Source organism: Streptomyces endophyticus (assembly GCF_035798155.1).
In the GTDB taxonomy this organism is placed as follows: domain Bacteria; phylum Actinomycetota; class Actinomycetes; order Streptomycetales; family Streptomycetaceae; genus Streptomyces; species Streptomyces endophyticus.
This window is the reverse complement of record NZ_JAOZYC010000196.1, coordinates 64024-80879: the sequence shown is the minus strand read 5'-3', so window position 1 is coordinate 80879 and position 16856 is coordinate 64024. Positions and strand designations below refer to the sequence as shown.

Below are 16856 nucleotides of genomic sequence, written 5' to 3'. Positions count from 1 at the left end.
GGAGGTGCTCGTTCCGGCTACGTAACCTCCAGGCGCGCCGACCGGCAACACGCCCGGCGCACCCTCAGGGCATGCTCAACACCACGGCGACGCCCACCCACTGCCCGTACTGCGCCCTGCAGTGCGGCATGAACGTGCTGCCAGGCCCAGCGGTCGAGGGCCGACCGGAGTTCCCGGTCAACCAGGGCGCGCTGTGCGGCAAGGGGCAGAGCGCCGCGTCCGTGCTCTCCTCCCAGGTGCGGCTCACGGAGCCGCTGGTCCGCGACCCCGCCACCGGTCGGCTGACACCCGCCTCTTGGGAGGAGGCCCTTGACAGGGTCGCGGACGGACTTGCACGCGCGCGTGCCGGGCACGGAGCGGACGCGTGCGGCGTGTTCGGCGGTGGCGGCCTGACGAACGAGAAGGCGTACGCGCTGGGCAAGTTCGCCCGCATCGTGCTCGGCACGTCGCAGATCGACTACAACGGCCGGTTCTGCATGTCGTCGGCGGCGGCCGCCGGGCAGAAGGCCTTCGGCCTGGACCGGGGGCTGCCGTTTCCGCTGGAGGACATTCCGCACACCGGGTGCCTGATCCTGGTCGGCTCGAACCTCGCGGAGACCATGCCGCCGGCGCTGCGCTACATCTCCGAACTCAAGGCCAACGGCGGCACGTTGATCGTGATCGACCCGCGCCGCACCCGCACCGCGGAACAGGCGGACCTGCACCTGGCACCCCGCCCCGGCACGGACCTGGCGCTCGCGCTCGGGATGCTGCACCTGGTGGTGGCGGACGGCCGGGTCGACGAGGAGTACGTACAGGGCCGTACGCGGGGCTGGGAGGAGGCCCGGTCGGCGGCGATGGCGCACTGGCCGGAGCACGTGGAGCGGGTCACGGGTGTGCCGGTGCCCCAACTGCGCGAGGCGGTCGGCATGTTCACTGCGGCCGAGCGGGCCATGGTGCTCACCGCGCGCGGGCCCGAGCAGCAGTCCAAGGGCACGGACACGGTGGGCGCGTGGATCAACCTGGCGCTCGCGACGGGGCGGCCGGGCCGTCCGTTCTCCGGTTACGGGTGTCTGACCGGTCAGGGCAACGGTCAGGGCGGCCGCGAACACGGCCAGAAGGCGGACCAGTTGCCCGGCTACCGCAAGCTCACGGATCCGGCGGCACGGGCGCATGTGGCGGAGGTCTGGGGTGTGGAGCCGGATGCGCTGCCCGGCCCGGGGCGGTCGGCGTACGAGCTGCTGGACGCGCTGGGCGGAGACATCCGGGCGCTGCTCCTGATGGGTTCGAACCCGGTGGTCTCCGCTCCGCGGGCGGCGCACGTCGAGTCCCGGATCCGCTCTCTTGACTTCCTGGCCGTCGCCGATGTCGTCCTGTCCGAGACCGCCGAACTGGCCGATGTGGTCCTGCCGGTGACGCAGTGGGCCGAGGAGACCGGCACGGTGACGAACCTGGAGGGGCGGGTGCTGCTGCGGCGGCGCGCACTGACACCCCCTTCGGGGGTGCGTACGGACCTGTACGTGCTTCAGGAGCTCGCGGCTCGGCTCGCGCCCGGCCTGGAGAAGGGCTTCCCGACGGATGCGCGGGAGGTGTTCGACGAGTTGCGGCGGGCGTCCGCGGGCGGGCCCGCGGACTACTCCGGCATCAGCTACGACAGGTTGGCCGAGGGGGAGGGCGTCTTCTGGCCGTGGTCATCGGACGACGCGGCCGCCGACGCCGGTGGCTCCGCCGGCACGCCGCGGCTCTTCCTCGAACGGTTCGCCACGGAGGACGGGCGGGCGCGGTTCGTGCCGGTGACGCATCGGCCCGCGGCGGAGGAGCCGGATGCGGAGTATCCGCTGTATCTGACGACGGGGCGGGTCGTGGCCCAGTACCAGTCGGGGGCTCAGACGCGGCGCGTGCCGGAGCTCAACAAGGCGGCTCCCGAGGCGTTCGTGGAGCTGCATCCGCGGCTGGCGGGTCGGCTGGGGGTCGCGCAGGGCGACGCGGTCGCGGTGACGTCGCGCCGTGGCCGGGTCGAGGTCCCGGCCCACCTCACCGCCATGATCCGTCCGGACACGGTCTTCATGCCGTTCCACTGGCCGGGGGCGGGGCGGGCCAATACGTTGACCAATCCGGCGCTGGATCCTGCGTCGCGGATGCCGGAGTTCAAGGTGTGTGCGGTGCGGGTGGAGCGGGTGGGGTGAGCGGGTCTTTGTTGCGCGGGGCCGGGGGGCTGCCGACTGGTCCGGGGCCGGGGCCCTCGTAGCGGGCGCGCCAAGTCGGTCGGGGCCGGACCCTGACCGTCGTTGCGCCGCACCGGGGGCCGCCTTGCCCACCCTGCCGCCCAAGGCGGCAGATTGCCCAAGTCGGGTGCGGCCACACGTAGGTCCGCACGGCGTGGTGCCCCGGAGGGGCCGTGCCCGGAGGGGAGCGGGCTCCTTCACAGGTCCGACACTGCGGACCCCTGGACTCCATTTGTCATGGACCCTTAAAACTGAACCAGCGTCAGGAAGCCGCCGTTCCTCTCACCGTCCCCACGGAGCCGCCCGATGAGACATATATGGACCACATCGCGCCTCACGACCGGCATCACCACCCTGGCCACCCTCCTCGCCGCCACCCTCGCCCTCGCCCCCACGGCGACGGCGGCCCCCTCCTCCGCCGAGGCCACCTCCGTACGGGACGTGATCACCGACCCCGACGGGACCCGGCACACCCGCTACGACCGCACGTACGGACAACTCCCGGTCCTCGGCGGAGACTTCGTCGTCCACCAGGCCGCGGACGGCACGTACGAGGGCACCGACCGCGCCGTCTCCGGCGGCGTCTCCGTCCCCACCACCACTCCCCGCCTCTCCGCCCCCAAGGCCGCGAACCTCGCCACGACGCTCCTGCGCGACGCCAACCCCGGCGCGGTGCTCCACAGCCTCGTGGCCAAGCCGCAGCTCGTCGTGGACGCACTGCACGGCAGCCCCCGGCTGGCCTGGCGCACGACGGCCGCCGCGAAGGACTCGCTGGGCAACCCCATGGCCCGTACGGTCATCACCGACGCCACCACCGGCGCCGGGATCGACGCCTGGGACAGCCTCGAAAGCGCCACCACCTCCGCCGCCTCCGCCACGGCCACGGGTGACGGCCGGTCCCTCTACTCCGGCACCGTCCCCCTCACCACCAGCCGCGCCTCCTCCGGCGGCTACCAGCTCAACGACTCCACCCGCGGCAACACCTACACCGGCGACGCCGGCAACAAGACCGACACCTGTGTCCTCGGCATCTGCCTGGAGCGCGCCCCCGCCAAGGTCTACACGGACGCCGACAACCACTGGGGCACCGGAAGCGCGGCGGACCGGAGCACGGCCGCCGTGGACGCCCAGTACGGCACGGACCAGACGTGGGACTACTACAAGGACGTCCACGGCCGGACCGGCATAGCCGACGACGGCAAGGGCTCGTACAACCGCGTCCACTACGGGAAGGACTACAACAACGCCTTCTGGGACGACAACTGCTTCTGCATGACGTACGGGGACGGCGACGGCAAGACGTTCGGCCCGCTGGTCGCCCTCGACGTCACGGGCCACGAGATGTCCCACGGCGTCACCTCCTCCACCGCGGCCCTCACCTACTCCGGCGAGTCCGGCGGCCTCAACGAGGCCACCTCCGACATCTTCGGCACGCTGGTCGAGTTCCACGCGAACAACGCCTCCGACCCCGGCGACTGGCTCATCGGCGAGAAGATCGTCAAGCCCGGCGCGGGGGCGTCCGCCCTGCGCTACATGGATAAGCCGAGCCGGGACGGGAAGTCGGCGGACTGCTGGAACTCCAAGGTCGGCAGCCTCGATGTGCACTATTCCTCGGGCATCGCGAACCACTTCGCGTATCTGCTCGCGGAGGGCAGCGGCGCGAAGACCGTCGGCGGCGTCCGGAACGACAGCCCCACGTGCGACAAGTCGAAGCTCCCCGGCATCGGCAAGGAGAAGCTCGGCAAGATCTGGTACCGCGCGCTGACCGTCTACATGACGTCCTCGACGGATTACAAGGGCGCGCGCACGGCGACACTGAAGGCGGCCAAGGACCTGTACGGGTCGGACAGCAAGGAGTACGCGGCGGTGGCGGCCACCTGGTCCGCGGTGGCGGTGAACTGACCGGGCATCACTCGCACGGCCACCTCCGTCACCCGGTCGCACGCCTCCCCGCCTCCTTCGGGTACTTTCCGGCAGACACGCCGGTGACCTGCTGGAACGTACCCGTCGGACCGTCAGAAGTGCGGTCGCGACAGGTGTCCTGACGTCATATCAGGAGGCGGGGCGCCTCGACTGGCACTTACGTCGTCCTTGGCAGGGCGCGCCCGACGCCCGCGAAGGAGCTGGACGATGCGCGTGCGCAGGGGCATGGGCCGACCGCTGACCGCGGCGGCGTTCATCACCACCGCGGCCACGACGGTGCTGCTCGCCGTCGCCGCCCCCGCGACCGCCGCGCAGGGCGGCCTGGAGGTCTACCCGGCGACGGCGGCCCCTGGCGACCGGGTCACGGTGGACACCACCGCGTGCGGCGGCAGCGACACGGCGACCGGTGACGCGAGCGCGGTCGGCGCGGGCACCTTCACGCTGGCGCCGCGCACGGGCGCCCCGGCCGCGTCGAACGCCACGGGGCGCTTCCGGATCCCGGTGTCCGCGCAGCCGGGGACGTACGAGATCGTCGCGAGGTGCGCGAGCGGTCCCGAGGTGACGGGCGACCTCATCGTCTCGGTGACCGGCTCCGGCGCCTCCGTGGCCCAGCTTCCCAAGGGCCACGTGGACACGGGCGTCGGCGGCGCGCTCGGCCCCGAACCCACGCGGACCTCCGCGGGCGTGGCGGCGCTGGCGCTGGCCGCCGCGGGCGGCACCTGGCTGCTGCACCGCAGGGCGCGCGGCGACCGCATCTGAGCCCGGTCCCGCCCCTCTCCCCGCCGGCCCCGTGCAGAACTGCGAGGAACCCCAGCCCCCATGCGCAAGCCCGAGCGCACCGGCGCGCGCGCCCGCCCGCGCGCCACGAACCGTGTCAACGCCGCCACAGGAGCGGCCACCGCCCTGGCCCTCGCCGTCGGTGCCTGGCTCCTGGCCAGCGGGGCGGAGGGGCAGCCGCCGCCCCAGCCGTCCGCCGCGCAGGCGCACGTCGACCGGGACCGCGAAGCACCCGCCGCCGCTCCCCTGGCCCCGTCCCCGCCGGACCGCATCCGCATCGCGTCGATCGAGGTCGACGCCCCGCTGATGGGCCTGGAGCTGACCCCCTCCGGCAGCCTCGACGTCCCTCCGGCCGACAAGAAGAACCTCGCGGGCTGGTACGAGGCGGGCACCAAGCCCGGTGAGACGGGTACGGCGGTGGTCGCGGGCCACGTCGACAACGCGCGCGGCCCGTCCGTCTTCTACGCCCTGGGCTCGCTGAAGCGCGGCCGTACGATCGAGGTGGAGCGGCGCGACGGTTCGGCCGCGGTGTTCACGGTGGACGCGGTCGAGGTGTACGACGCGAAGCACTTCCCCGACGCGAAGGTGTACGGCGCGGCCCGCCGCCCCGAACTCCGGGTGATCACCTGCGGCGGACCGTACTCGCGCGGTACGGGCTACCAGGGGAACGTGGTCGTCTTCGCGCACCTGACCGGAAGCCGCTGAAGCCGCTAGGCCCTCAGAAGGCGGCTCAGGCCACCCACTGCTCGTAGGCCATCTTCACCACCAGCGCGCACACCACCGTCAGCAGCACCACCCGCACGAACCCGGCGCCGCGCTTCAGCGCGGTGTGCGCGCCGACCATGCCGCCCGCCAGGTTGAACACGGCCATCAGGCCCGCGAGCTGCCAGTACACCTGGCCCTTCCAGGCGAACATCGCCAACGCCCCTGCGTTGGTGCAGCAGTTGACGATCTTCGCGGTGGCGGAGGCGGTGACCAGGTCGAGGTGGAGGATCGCGGTCAGGGCCAGGACCAGGAAGGTGCCGGTGCCCGGACCGATCAGGCCGTCGTAGAAGCCGATGCCGAGGCCCGCGAAGCCGATGGCCGCGAGGATCCGGCGGGGCGAGGCCGGGACCGCCGCGGGCGCCGTGCCGAACGACGGGCGGAAGATCACGAACGCGCCCACCGCCACGAGCACCACCATCACGACCGGCTTGAGGACCTCCGTGCTCATCCCCGTCGCGAGCAGCGCCCCGCCCGTCGACCCGGCGAGTGCCGCGACGCCGATGCGCGTCGCCAGGCGTACGTCGACGGGGGCCTTACGGGCGTAGGTGACGGCGGCGCCCGTGGTGCCGACGATGGCGACGGCCTTGTTGGTGCCGAGCGCGTGGCCCGCCGCGGCGGAGTTCGGCAGACCGAGGAGAAGGGCCGGGAGCAGGAGCAGTCCGCCGCCGCCCACCACCGCGTCGACCCAGCCCGCCGCGAGCGCGGCGACGCACAGGACGACGACGGTGGTCAGGGATATGTCAGGCATGATCAGGACTCTACGGACGCGCGGCCTGCACGGCCCATGTCCCCTCGGAAGGCTGAGGTTGATCTGAGGGTTCCGTACCGGTATGTGGGACGGTCCGGTCGGGGGCCGGGGGCGCCGCAGGATCGACGGTGAGCGCGAGGCACGCCGCGACGAGGGCGCTGGCCGAGGCGAGCCCGGCGGTGAACCTGCGCCGGGCCTGGATCGTGGGGGCGTGTGCGGTGCGGGTGGGTCTGGTGTGGCGGCCCATGGTGATGTCTTCTCTTCTCCGGGAGGGGGCGGGGCGCGGTCAGTACGTGAAGGACTCCGCGTGGATGCGGCTCTCGGGGACGCCGGCCCTGGCCAGTGCCGCCGTCGCCGCCTCCGTCATTCCGGGCGGGCCGCACAAGTAGACGTCGTGGTCGGCGAGTTCGGGCACGAGGTCGCGCAGCGCCTGCGGGGCCAGGGGGTCGAAGGCCGCGCCGGAGGGGCCGAGGAGGTAGTGCAGGGACGCCTTGCGGGTGCGGGCTATGGATTCCAACTCCTCGCGCAGGACGAGCTGTTCGGCGGTGCTCGCGCGATAGAGGAGCGTGATGTCCCCGGGCTCGCCGGGGAGCGTCTCGAAGAGTGTCCGCAGCGGCGTGACGCCCACTCCTCCGGCCAGCAGCAGCACCTTGCGCCGGGTACGGCGGTGCGCCGTGAGCGCGCCGAACGGCCCGGTCGCGACCACCCGCACCCCCGGCCGCAGCCGCCGCACCCGGCGCGTGTGGTCGCCGACGGCCTTCACGGTGATCCGCACGTGGTCGCCGTCGACCGGCGCGGACAGGGAGAACGGCAGCGCCGTGTGCCACAGCCGCCGCGTCAGGAACCGCCAGCGGAAGAACTGGCCGGGCTGCGCGCACAGCCGGCCCAGGTCGGTGCCGCGCATCAGGACCGAGGCGACGCCGGGCCCCTCCTGCCGTACGTCGACGATCCGCAGCCGATGCCGCAGCGCCTGGCGCACCGGCACGACCAGCCGGTACCAGACCAGCAGCACCGCGACGGTGGCGTGCAGCAGTGACCACAGGCCGAGGCCGATCGGGCTGGACGCGATGTCGGGGCCGGAGAGCTGGTGGGCGAAGGCCAGCGCCGCGGCGACGTACGTCAGCAGGTGCAGCCCCCGCCAGGTGCCGTGCCCGACGCGGCTGCGGACGGCGCGGGCGCTGCTCACGCCGACCGCGGCGAACAGCGCGGTGCCGGCCGCCGCTGCGGCGAGCGCCGGGTAGCCGAGCAGTTCGGTGACCGTGCCGAACAGGTCGGTTCCGGTGTGCGCCGCGTAACCGCACAGGGCGAGCGCGACGTGGGCGGCGCACAGGGTGAGGACGTGCCGGCCGCCGCGCGCGTGGTGGCGGGCGAGCCGGTCGGCGCCGATGCCGTGCTCGACGGCGGGCACCCGGGCCATGAGGAAGAGCATGACCAGGATTCCGTACCCGGCGAGCAGCCCTGTCAGATGGGCACCGGTCGTGAACAGCGCGTCGATCCGAGCCGACGGGCGGACCTGCGCCAGCCACAGAGCGGTCACGAGCAGCGCGCCCGCACGGATCCCGGTCCGCAGCTGGTACGGAGTGAGGCGAGCGGGGGCGGCGGGCCGCACGCGGGGCGCCCTGCGGGGGCGCGGGGGGATCGGTGGGGCCTTGCGGCGCGGCTCGGTCTGCTTGCGGTAGGACGCCAGAGCGGGGTAGCGGGCGAGTTCGGGGTCGACGGCCTTGGTGGTCACGACCGGCACACTAGGCTCGACGGAGCCAGGATTTCGGCTGGTCAGCGCCGCACGACCGATCCTTAAGGCGCCCTTGAGGACCGACTGAACAACGGTTAAGCCGGCGGCGGCGAACCCCTCACAGCCGCGCGACGGCCCCGCTGAGCGCAGCGTTCCCCCCGGGAAACCATCGGGACGCGACCGGGTAACACCCGCCCCGCACGCTGCGATGCATGACCGCACCGTACGAGCACGACGACGCCACGACCGGCCCCGGCCGCGTCGTCGTCATCGGCACCGGCCTCGCCGGCATCCGCGTCGCCCACCGCCTGGGCGAGCGCGCCACGCTGATCGGCGAGGAGCCGCACGCCCCGTACAACCGCGTACTGCTCGCCGAGGTGCTGGCCGGGACCTACGCGCCCGAGGTCATCGAGCTGCCCCGCGCCACCGGTCCGCACCTGCGCACCCGCGCCGTCCGGATCGACCGCGAGCGGCGGCTCGTGCAGTGCGAGAACGGCGACGAGGTCGGATACGACACCCTCGTCCTCGCCACCGGGTCGAACCCGGTACTGCCCCCGCTGCGCGGCCTGTTCGCGCCCGGCGCCACCGAACTGCCCGGCGGCGTCCACGCGTTCCGCACGATGGACGACTGCCTGGCACTGACCGAAGCCGTCACCGACGGCACCCGCGCCGTCGTCATCGGCGGCGGCCTCCTCGGCGTCTCGGCGGCCCGCGCGCTCGCCCGGCGCGGCGCGCAGGTGGTCCTCACCCAGCAGTCCGAGCGGCTGATGGAGCGCCAGCTCGACCCGCGCTCCTCCGAACTCGTCCGCCGCCACCTCACCGCTCTCGGCGTGGAGATCCACACCGAGTGCCGGGTGCGGGGCGTCGGCGTCGTCGACGGACACGTACGCCGCGTCGAGCTGCACGACGGGTATGTGCTCGGCACCGACGTCACCGTCCTCGCCTGCGGCGTCCGGCCGCGCGCCGGTCTCGCGCAGGCCGCGGGGCTCGACGTCCGCAAGGGCATCGTCGTCGACGACGCGCTGCGCACCAGCGATCCCCACATCCGCGCGGTCGGCGACTGCGCCCAGCACGCCGACACCGTCTACGGCCTCGCGACCCCGGCCCTGGAACAGGCCGACGCGCTCGCCGACCTGCTGACCGGGGCCGGCGCGGCACACCCCGGGTACACCGGCACCCGCACCCTGACCCGGCTCACGCTTCCGCACAAGGCAGGGCCGCTGGACCTCGCCGCGTTCGGCGAGACCGAGGCGCTGCCCGGCGACGACGTCGTACAGCTCGCCGACGCCACCCGCGGCACGTACCGGAAGGTCGTCGTGCGCGGCGACCGTCTTGTCGGCGGGGTGCTGGTCGGGGAACTGGCCACGGTCGGCGCGCTCGCGCACGCCTGGGAATCGAACGAAGCACTGCCCGCCGACGACGCCGTCGGCGCGCCTCTGCTGCACCTGCTCACCCACGACGGAGGCCTCTGACATGCCCACCATCGTTCTCATCGGCCACGGCATGGTCGGCCAGCGCTTCCTGGAGGCCGCCGCCGAGCGCGGACTCACGGAGTCGCACCGTGTGGTCGTCCTGTGCGAGGAGCCGCGCCCCGCCTACGACCGCGTGCACCTCACCTCGTACTTCTCGGGCACCACCCCCGAGGAACTCTCCATGACGGACCCGGAGTTCATCGAGAAGCACGGCATCGAGCTGTACGTCGGTGACCCCGCCGTGGTCGTCGACCGGGAGTCCCGCGTCGTGCACGCCCGCTCCGGGCTCAAGGTTCCCTACGACACGCTCGTCCTGGCCACCGGCTCGTACCCGTTCGTCCCGCCGGTACCCGGCAAGGACGCGGCTGGCTGCTTCGTGTACCGGACGATCGACGACCTGTACGCGATCGAGGAGTACGCGAAGGCCAACGCGACGGTCGGCGCCGTGGTCGGCGGCGGCCTGCTCGGGCTCGAAGCGGCGGGCGCGCTCCAGGGGCTCGGACTGGCCACGCACATCGTCGAGTTCGCGCCGCGCCTGATGCCGGTGCAGGTCGACGAGGGCGGCGGCGCGGCCCTGCTGCGGACCATCTCGGACATGGGGCTCGACGTGCACACGGGCGTCGGCACCCAGGAGATCGTCACCGACGACGCGACCGACGCCGTACGAGGCATGAAGCTGTCGGACGGCAGCGAACTCGCCACCGACCTCGTCGTCTTCTCCGCCGGCGTCCGCCCCCGCGACCAGCTCGCCCGCGACATGGGCCTTGACGTCGGCGAGCGCGGCGGCATCAGCGTCGACGAGCGGTGCCGCACCAGCGACCCGGACGTCTTCGCGATCGGCGAGTGCGCGCTGGCCTCCGACGGGCGGGTGTACGGGCTTGTGGCCCCCGGCTACGAGATGGCGCTCACGGTCGCCGACACCGTCGCGGACCAGTCCGCCGGTACGTCCTTCACCGGCGCCGACCTCTCCACCAAGCTCAAGCTGCTCGGCGTCGACGTCGCCTCGTTCGGCGACGCGCACGGCGCCACCGAGGGCTGCCTCGACGTCGTCTACTCGGACTCGCGCTCGGGCACGTACAAGAAGCTCGTGATCGGCGGCGAGGGCGAGCTGCTCGGCGGCATCCTCGTCGGCGACGCGGAGGCGTACGGGACGCTGCGCGCGCTCACCGGTTCGGTGCCGCCGATCGCTCCCGAGCAGCTGGTCCTCCCGGCGGGTGCGGGCGCGCCCGCCCAGCTCGGCCCGGAGGCGCTGCCCGACGACGCCGTCATCTGCTCCTGCCACAACGTCACCAAGGGCGCGATCTGCGAGCACACCTCGCTGCCCGAGGTGAAGAAGTGCACCAAGGCCGGTACCGGCTGCGGGAGTTGCGTCAAGCTCATCGGCCAGCTGCTGCCGAAGAGCGGTGATGACGGGATGTGCGGCTGCTTCAAGCACACTCGCGAGCAGCTGTACGAGATCGTGCGCGTCAAGCGGATCACGACGTACGCGCAGCTCCTCGACGAGCACGGCAGGGAGGGCGCGCGCGGCGGTGAGGGCTGTGAGATCTGCAAGCCGGCCGTCGGCTCGATCATCGCCTCGCTCGCCCCGTCGATCGGCGCGGACGGCTATGTCCTGGAAGGCGAGCAGGCGGCCCTCCAGGACACCAACGACCACTTCCTCGCCAACCTCCAGAAGAACGGCTCGTACTCGGTCGTGCCCCGGATTCCCGGCGGCGAGATCACGCCCGAGAAGCTGATCGTGATCGGGGAGGTCGCGCGGGACTTCGGCCTCTACACGAAGATCACGGGCGGCCAGCGCATCGACCTGTTCGGCGCGCGGGTCGACCAACTGCCCATGATCTGGGCCCGGTTGGTGGACGCCGGCTTCGAGTCCGGGCACGCGTACGGCAAGGCGCTGCGGACCGTGAAGTCGTGCGTGGGGCAGACCTGGTGCCGTTACGGGGTGCAGGACTCGGTCCGGATGGCGATCGACCTGGAGCTGCGCTACCGGGGCCTGCGAGCGCCGCACAAGCTGAAGTCGGCGGTCTCCGGGTGCGCCCGTGAGTGCGCGGAGGCCCAGTCGAAGGACTTCGGCGTCATCGCCACGGCGAACGGCTGGAACCTGTACGTGGGAGGCAACGGCGGCATGACACCGCGCCACGCCGACCTCCTCGCCCAGGACCTGAGCGACGCCGAACTGATCCGGCTCATCGACCGGTTCCTGATGTTCTACGTCCGCACCGCCGACCGCCTGGAGCGCACGGCGACCTGGCTGGAGCGGATCGACGGCGGGCTCGACCACGTACGGGACGTCGTCGTGCACGACTCGCTCGGCATCTGCGACGAGCTCGAAGCCCTGATGCGGGCGCACGTCGCGCACTACCGCGACGAGTGGGCCGAGACCATCGACGACCCCGAGCGCCTCTCCCGCTTCGTGTCCTTCGTCAACGCCCCCGACACCCCGGACCCGACGGTCCGCTTCACGCCCGAGCGCGACCAGATCAAGCCCGAGCTGCCGCTGATCCCCCTGGAAGGACTAGCCGTCCGATGACCATTACCCCTGAACTGACGACCACCACCCTCGTACAACTCGACGTGGACGGCGAGCTGTTGGCCGTGTGCGAACCGTCCCGCCTGAGCGGGGGGCGCGGGGTCGCCGTCCTGCTGCCGGACGGCCGGCAGGCCGCGGTCTTCATGGACCGCGCGGGCCGCGTGTACGCGATCGACAACACCGACCCGTTCACCGGGGCGTCCGTGCTCTCGCGGGGGCTGCTGGGCTCGGCGGACGGGCGGCCGTTCGTGGCCTCGCCCCTGCTGAAGCAGCGGTTCGACCTGGAGACGGGGCGGTGCCTGGACGACGACGGGGTCACCATCCGTACCTACGCGGCACATTGAGAGCGGACGTGACATCAGTCACAGAGAAATCACAGAGATAGAGAGCAACTTTCACAATCTGTCCATATTTCAACTCCAGTAAGCGCAGAACACCGCTCACACCGGGACAGAAAGCCCCGCACGGACGCCCTCGAACCGCCTTAGGATCTCGGCACCTCAGCGCTTACACGCGCCTTACTCCGATCCGAACAGAGGGCGTCCCGTGCAGATCCGTCAGATTCTCGCGACAGCCGCAGTCGCCGCCGTGACCGCTCCGGTGGCGCTGCTGTCCGTCTCTCCGGCGTTCGCCGACACGAAGCCTGTGGCGCAGACCGAGCAGAAGCCCTCCATAGCCGAGCTGCGGAAAGCGGTGAAGGAGGCGCGGCAGGCGCTCAAGGAGGCCAAGGCCACCGAGCAGGCGCTGGAGGACAAGCTCGACGCCACGACGAAGCCGGAGCACCCGCTCATGGTCGCCGTCGCCGAGGCGCAGGCAGCGGCCGACAAGGCCGCGGCCACGAAGACCGCCGCCGACACGGCGGTCACCGAGGCGCAGAAGAAGCTCGACGATGCCGCCGAAGCGGACAAGGCCGCGGCCGAGGAGGAGCTGAAGAAGGCCCAGGCCGCCGCCACCGAAGCCGCCACCGCCAAGACGGACGCCGACGCCGAGCTCGCGGCCGCCGGCAAGGCCCGCGACGACGCCCGCGTCGAGCTCGCGCGGCAGATCGACAAGGCCCAGAAGGCCGTCGAGGAGGCCCGCGTCGCGAAGGAGGCCGCCGAGAAGGCGCTCGCCGACGCGCGGGACGACGAGCCCGGCGAGCCGAGCGAGCCCACCGACCCCGACTGCGCGCCCGACTCCAGCCTCAAGGTGGCCCTCTCCGGCCTGCCCTCGAAGGTCGCCGCCGGCTCCTCGGTCGACTTCAAGCTGAGCGTGACGAACACCAGCGAGCGGACCCTCGACGAGGTGCTGCCGTACGCCGAGGTGGCCGCGTTCGCGAAGGCCAACGGCAAGGACATCACCGACAAGCTGCACCTCAAGGCCAAGCAAGGCGGCGCCTGGAAGACCCTCGGCACGGGCGACATCGCGGGCGAGTTCACCAATGTGAAGTCGGGTGCGGGCGTCGAGGTGCCGCTGCGTCTGACGATCGACCGCTCGACCCCGGCCGGCGAGGGCGTCAGCGTCGCCGCGGGCATCCACTTCAACCGCGACGAGAGCTGCGGCTACACCGAGCCCGCCGAGTACTACTTCACCATCAACCCGGTCGGCGCCGGCAACTCCAACACCCCCGCCGACAAGGGCAACAAGCCGAAGCCGCAGGGCAGCGCCTCCCCCGTGGCGAACTCCGGCAACGGCTCCGCCGACACCGACGGCTCCCTCGCCCACACCGGCTCCTCCTCCGCCCTGCCGACGCTCGGCCTCGCGGGCGGCGCCGCCGTCGTGCTCGGCGCCGGTGCGGTGTACGTGGTGCGCCGCCGCAAGGCCGACGCCAACAGCTGAGGTCCGCACCGATGACCGACGTCGGACCGGCGCCCCTGCTGGAGGGGGCGCCGGTCCGGCGTCTTTACCGGCCCAGCGCCTTGAAGTCCACGCCCGTCAGCTGCTCCGACGCGGCCCACAGCCGCTCCCCCGCCGCGTCGTTGACCGTCCACGACGCCCGCCAGGACTTGACCGGGGCGCCGCGCCACATCGCCACGCGCGGGCCGTAGAAGTCGTCGGGGCGTACGTCGGGGGCCGTGGCCGCGCGCAGCGTCGGCAGTGCTCCGGACGCCGCGGGCTGCCCGAAGAACCGGTTCCCGACCTCGAAGAACCGCTCCATGCCCTTGCGGCCCTCCATCTGCGCGCTGCGCGCCTGTAGCTCCGTGGCCGCGTAGCCGGGGTGCGCGGCGGCCACCACCAGGCTCGCGTTCGCCGCCCGCGCCTGCCGTGCCAGCTCGTGCACGAACAGCAGGTTGGCCGTCTTGGACCGCCCGTAGGCGACCCAACGCCCGTACTTCTTCTCGCTGTTGAGGTCGGCGATGTCGATGTTGGCGAGGGCGTGCAGCCCGCTGGAGACGGAGACGACGCGGGGTGCGGACGCCGCGAGCAGGGCCGGCAGCAGCAGCCCGGTCAGCGCGAAGTGTCCCAGGTGGTTCACGCCGAACTGGGTCTCGAAGCCGTCGGCGGTGCGGCCGTACGGGAGGGCCATCACGCCCGCGTTGTTGACGAGGAGGTCGAGCGGGTGGTCCTGGCGGGCCTCGGCGAAGGCCCGTACGGAGGCGAGGTCGCCGAGGTCGAGCGGCGCGAACTCGGCTTCCGCGCCCGGCACTTCGGATGTGAGCCGCTCCAGGGCCGCGGTGCCCCGCAGCTCGCTGCGGCAGGCGAGGACCACGTGGGCGCCCGCGCGGGCCAGTTCGCGTGCGGTGACGTAGCCGATGCCGGTGTTGGCTCCGGTGACCACGGCCGTACGGCCATGCTGGTCGGGGATGTCGGTCGCGCTCCAGCCGCTCATGGGTCGGCTCTCCTTCGGGGGGATGTCGTCTGTGGGGGTCAGCAACAGTTGCGGTTGTGCTTAGTGAATATCTGGTCTTGTCAGTGAACATTCTGGCGGGATATCGGTCGAGGGACGGCTTGGAGCTGTGGCGCTCCGGGGGAGGAGAAGAGGTTTTCTGTCGTCGATCACGTGTCCTGGCGGCGGGTGTCTCGTTGGACGATATGACCGCGCTCGTGGGGCCGGGGCAAGCAGCAAGACGGGTCAGGGGGTACGGGATGGGGATGCGGAAGTTCACGGCGCGGCCGGGGTTCACGGTCCTGGCGCACCAGCTCGCCCTGGATCCGAACGCCACGGCCATGGGCCGGCTGCACTCGCACGCGGGCGCGGCTCGGGCCGCCTACAACTGGGCGGTCGGGTACGTCACATCCGTGTGGTGGCAGCGCAGGGCCGAGCAGACCTACGGCATCGACGAAGACCAGCTCACGCCGTGGCGGTCGTGGTCGCTTCCCGCGCTGCGCAAAGCGTTCAACGCGGCCAAGCACACCGATGCGCGGTTCGCCGGCTGGTGGCAGGAGAACTCCAAGGAGGCCTACAACACCGGCCTGGCCAACGCCTCCGCCGCGTTCGACAACTACGCGAAATCCAAGAGCGGCAGACGCAAGGGGCCCAGGATGGGAGTCCCCCGCTTCAAGGTGAAGCGGAAGGCGCGCCTGTCCTGCCGCTTCACCACCGGCACGATCCGCATAGAGGCGGACGGCCGCCATGTGACACTGCCGAGGATCGGCACCGTCCGCCTCCACGAGGACGTCTCCCGCCTGCGCGCGCTTGTTGATGCCGGGCAGCTGCGGATCCTGTCCGCGACCGTCCGCCTGGAACGGGGGCGCTGGTTCGTGGCCCTCCAGGTCGAACAGCGCCACGAGCTGCTCAAGGTCGCCCGTCCGGACGCGGCGGTCGGCATCGACCTCGGGATCAAAACGCTCGCCGTCCTCGCGGACAGCGACGGGAACCGCGGACAGGAACCCAACCCCCGCCACCTCGACCGTGCTCAGAAACAGCTGCGCCGCGCCAACCGGGTCGCCTCGCGCCGCCAGGGGCCCGACCGGCGCACCGGGCAGCAGCCCTCCAAGCGTTGGGAGAAGGCCAACCGGGCACGCAACACGATCCATCACCGGGTGGCGAACCTGCGCGAGGACACCCTGCACCAGCTCACCACCCGCCTGTCGGACCAGTACGGCACGATCGTCGTCGAGGACCTGAACGTGGCCGGGATGGGCCGCAACCGGCGCCTGTCGCGCCGGATCGCCGACGCCGCCTTCGGTGAGATCCGCCGCCAGCTCACCTACAAGACCCGTCGGCGCGGCACGCGTCTGGTCGTCGCCGACCGGTGGTATCCCTCCTCGAAGACCTGCTCCCGCTGCGGTGTGGTGAAAGCCAAACTGCCCCTCAGCGTGCGGGTCTTCGCGTGCGATGCCTGCGGTCTCGTCCTGGACCGGGACGAGAATGCCGCACGCAACCTGGTCGCCCTCGCGGCCCGCACCACCAGCAGGTCAGGTACCGGAGTGGCCGGAGACCTGGATCCCACCGTGGTGGGATCGAAACCCCGTGGAGCCGACCACAAGACCCGCACCACCCGCCCGCGCCGTCAGGCCGGGACGGGGCGGGCAGGCGGCGCGATCCCCGGCCCCCGGGCGGGAAGGAAACGGGAGACCGTCAACAGGACACCGGAGCGCACACCGCACCCCGGCGAGACCGTTACGGACCATCCCGGCAGAAACACCGGGATTGCTGAGACATCCTGATGGTCAAAGCATCGGTACGTACGAACGGAAAAGAGCGGCACCCCCCGCACAGAGGTGCCGCCCTTCGTGGATACCGGGGCCGCCGCGAATCGGTGAGGGTCGGGGACTCGCGGCG

Annotated in this window: 12 protein-coding genes; 9 read left to right on the top strand and 3 right to left on the bottom strand. The window is 72.1% G+C overall.

Annotated elements, in window-relative coordinates:
• The first annotated feature begins 71 nt into the window (after positions 1-71).
• The 4 genes from OKJ99_RS39535 to OKJ99_RS39520 all read left to right on the top strand — a co-directional run bounded on the left by OKJ99_RS39535 (position 72) and on the right by OKJ99_RS39520 (position 5609).
• On the top strand, positions 72-2165 hold the full coding sequence (locus OKJ99_RS39535) for a molybdopterin oxidoreductase family protein (RefSeq protein WP_326023287.1): 2094 nt from the start codon (positions 72-74) through the stop codon (positions 2163-2165).
• 345 nt (positions 2166-2510) lie between these two features.
• Positions 2511-4106 carry a M4 family metallopeptidase gene (locus OKJ99_RS39530; protein ID WP_326023286.1) on the top strand — a complete coding sequence of 532 codons (1596 nt, stop codon included), beginning with the start codon at positions 2511-2513 and terminating at the stop codon, positions 4104-4106.
• Between the two features lie 228 nt (positions 4107-4334).
• Positions 4335-4886 carry a hypothetical protein gene (locus tag OKJ99_RS39525; protein WP_326023285.1) on the top strand — a complete coding sequence of 184 codons (552 nt, stop codon included), beginning with the start codon at positions 4335-4337 and terminating at the stop codon, positions 4884-4886.
• 60 nt (positions 4887-4946) lie between these two features.
• Complete coding sequence (locus OKJ99_RS39520; RefSeq protein ID WP_326023283.1) at positions 4947-5609, top strand: class F sortase; 663 nt, start codon at positions 4947-4949, stop codon at positions 5607-5609.
• Between the two features lie 25 nt (positions 5610-5634).
• Here the strand turns inward: OKJ99_RS39520 and OKJ99_RS39515 are convergent, their stop codons facing one another.
• Together OKJ99_RS39515 and OKJ99_RS39510 are read right to left on the bottom strand one after the other, a co-directional pair.
• Positions 5635-6417 carry a sulfite exporter TauE/SafE family protein gene (locus tag OKJ99_RS39515; RefSeq protein WP_326023281.1) on the bottom strand — a complete coding sequence of 261 codons (783 nt, stop codon included), beginning with the start codon at positions 6415-6417 and terminating at the stop codon, positions 5635-5637.
• 286 nt (positions 6418-6703) lie between these two features.
• The gene (locus OKJ99_RS39510) at positions 6704-8158 is read right to left on the bottom strand and encodes a ferredoxin reductase family protein (RefSeq protein ID WP_407700853.1); all 1455 of its coding nucleotides are present in this window, start codon (positions 8156-8158) and stop codon (positions 6704-6706) included.
• A gap of 203 nt (positions 8159-8361) precedes the next feature.
• Between OKJ99_RS39510 and OKJ99_RS39505 the strand changes: the two genes are divergently transcribed.
• From OKJ99_RS39505 to OKJ99_RS39490, 4 genes are all read left to right on the top strand, one after another.
• Complete coding sequence (locus OKJ99_RS39505) at positions 8362-9621, top strand: NAD(P)/FAD-dependent oxidoreductase (protein ID WP_326023278.1); 1260 nt, start codon at positions 8362-8364, stop codon at positions 9619-9621.
• A gap of 1 nt (position 9622) precedes the next feature.
• Entirely contained in the window at positions 9623-12151 is a 2529-nt protein-coding gene (nirB, locus tag OKJ99_RS39500) for a nitrite reductase large subunit NirB (RefSeq protein WP_326023277.1), read from the top strand.
• Complete coding sequence (gene nirD / locus OKJ99_RS39495) at positions 12148-12495, top strand: nitrite reductase small subunit NirD (protein WP_326023275.1); 348 nt, start codon at positions 12148-12150, stop codon at positions 12493-12495. The genes nirB and nirD overlap by 4 nt, the downstream gene beginning before the upstream one ends.
• A gap of 202 nt (positions 12496-12697) precedes the next feature.
• Positions 12698-13969: an LPXTG cell wall anchor domain-containing protein gene (locus OKJ99_RS39490; protein WP_326023274.1), complete on the top strand. Its 1272-nt coding sequence runs from the start codon at positions 12698-12700 to the stop codon at positions 13967-13969.
• Positions 13970-14033: 64 nt separating this feature from the next.
• On the opposite strand, the gene OKJ99_RS39485 is transcribed toward OKJ99_RS39490, so the two are convergent.
• Positions 14034-14960: an oxidoreductase gene (locus OKJ99_RS39485; RefSeq protein ID WP_326023273.1), complete on the bottom strand. Its 927-nt coding sequence runs from the start codon at positions 14958-14960 to the stop codon at positions 14034-14036.
• A gap of 263 nt (positions 14961-15223) precedes the next feature.
• Between OKJ99_RS39485 and tnpB the strand changes: the two genes are divergently transcribed.
• The gene (tnpB, locus tag OKJ99_RS39480) at positions 15224-16741 is read left to right on the top strand and encodes an IS607 family element RNA-guided endonuclease TnpB (protein ID WP_326023271.1); all 1518 of its coding nucleotides are present in this window, start codon (positions 15224-15226) and stop codon (positions 16739-16741) included.
• The last annotated feature ends 115 nt before the right edge of the window (positions 16742-16856 follow it).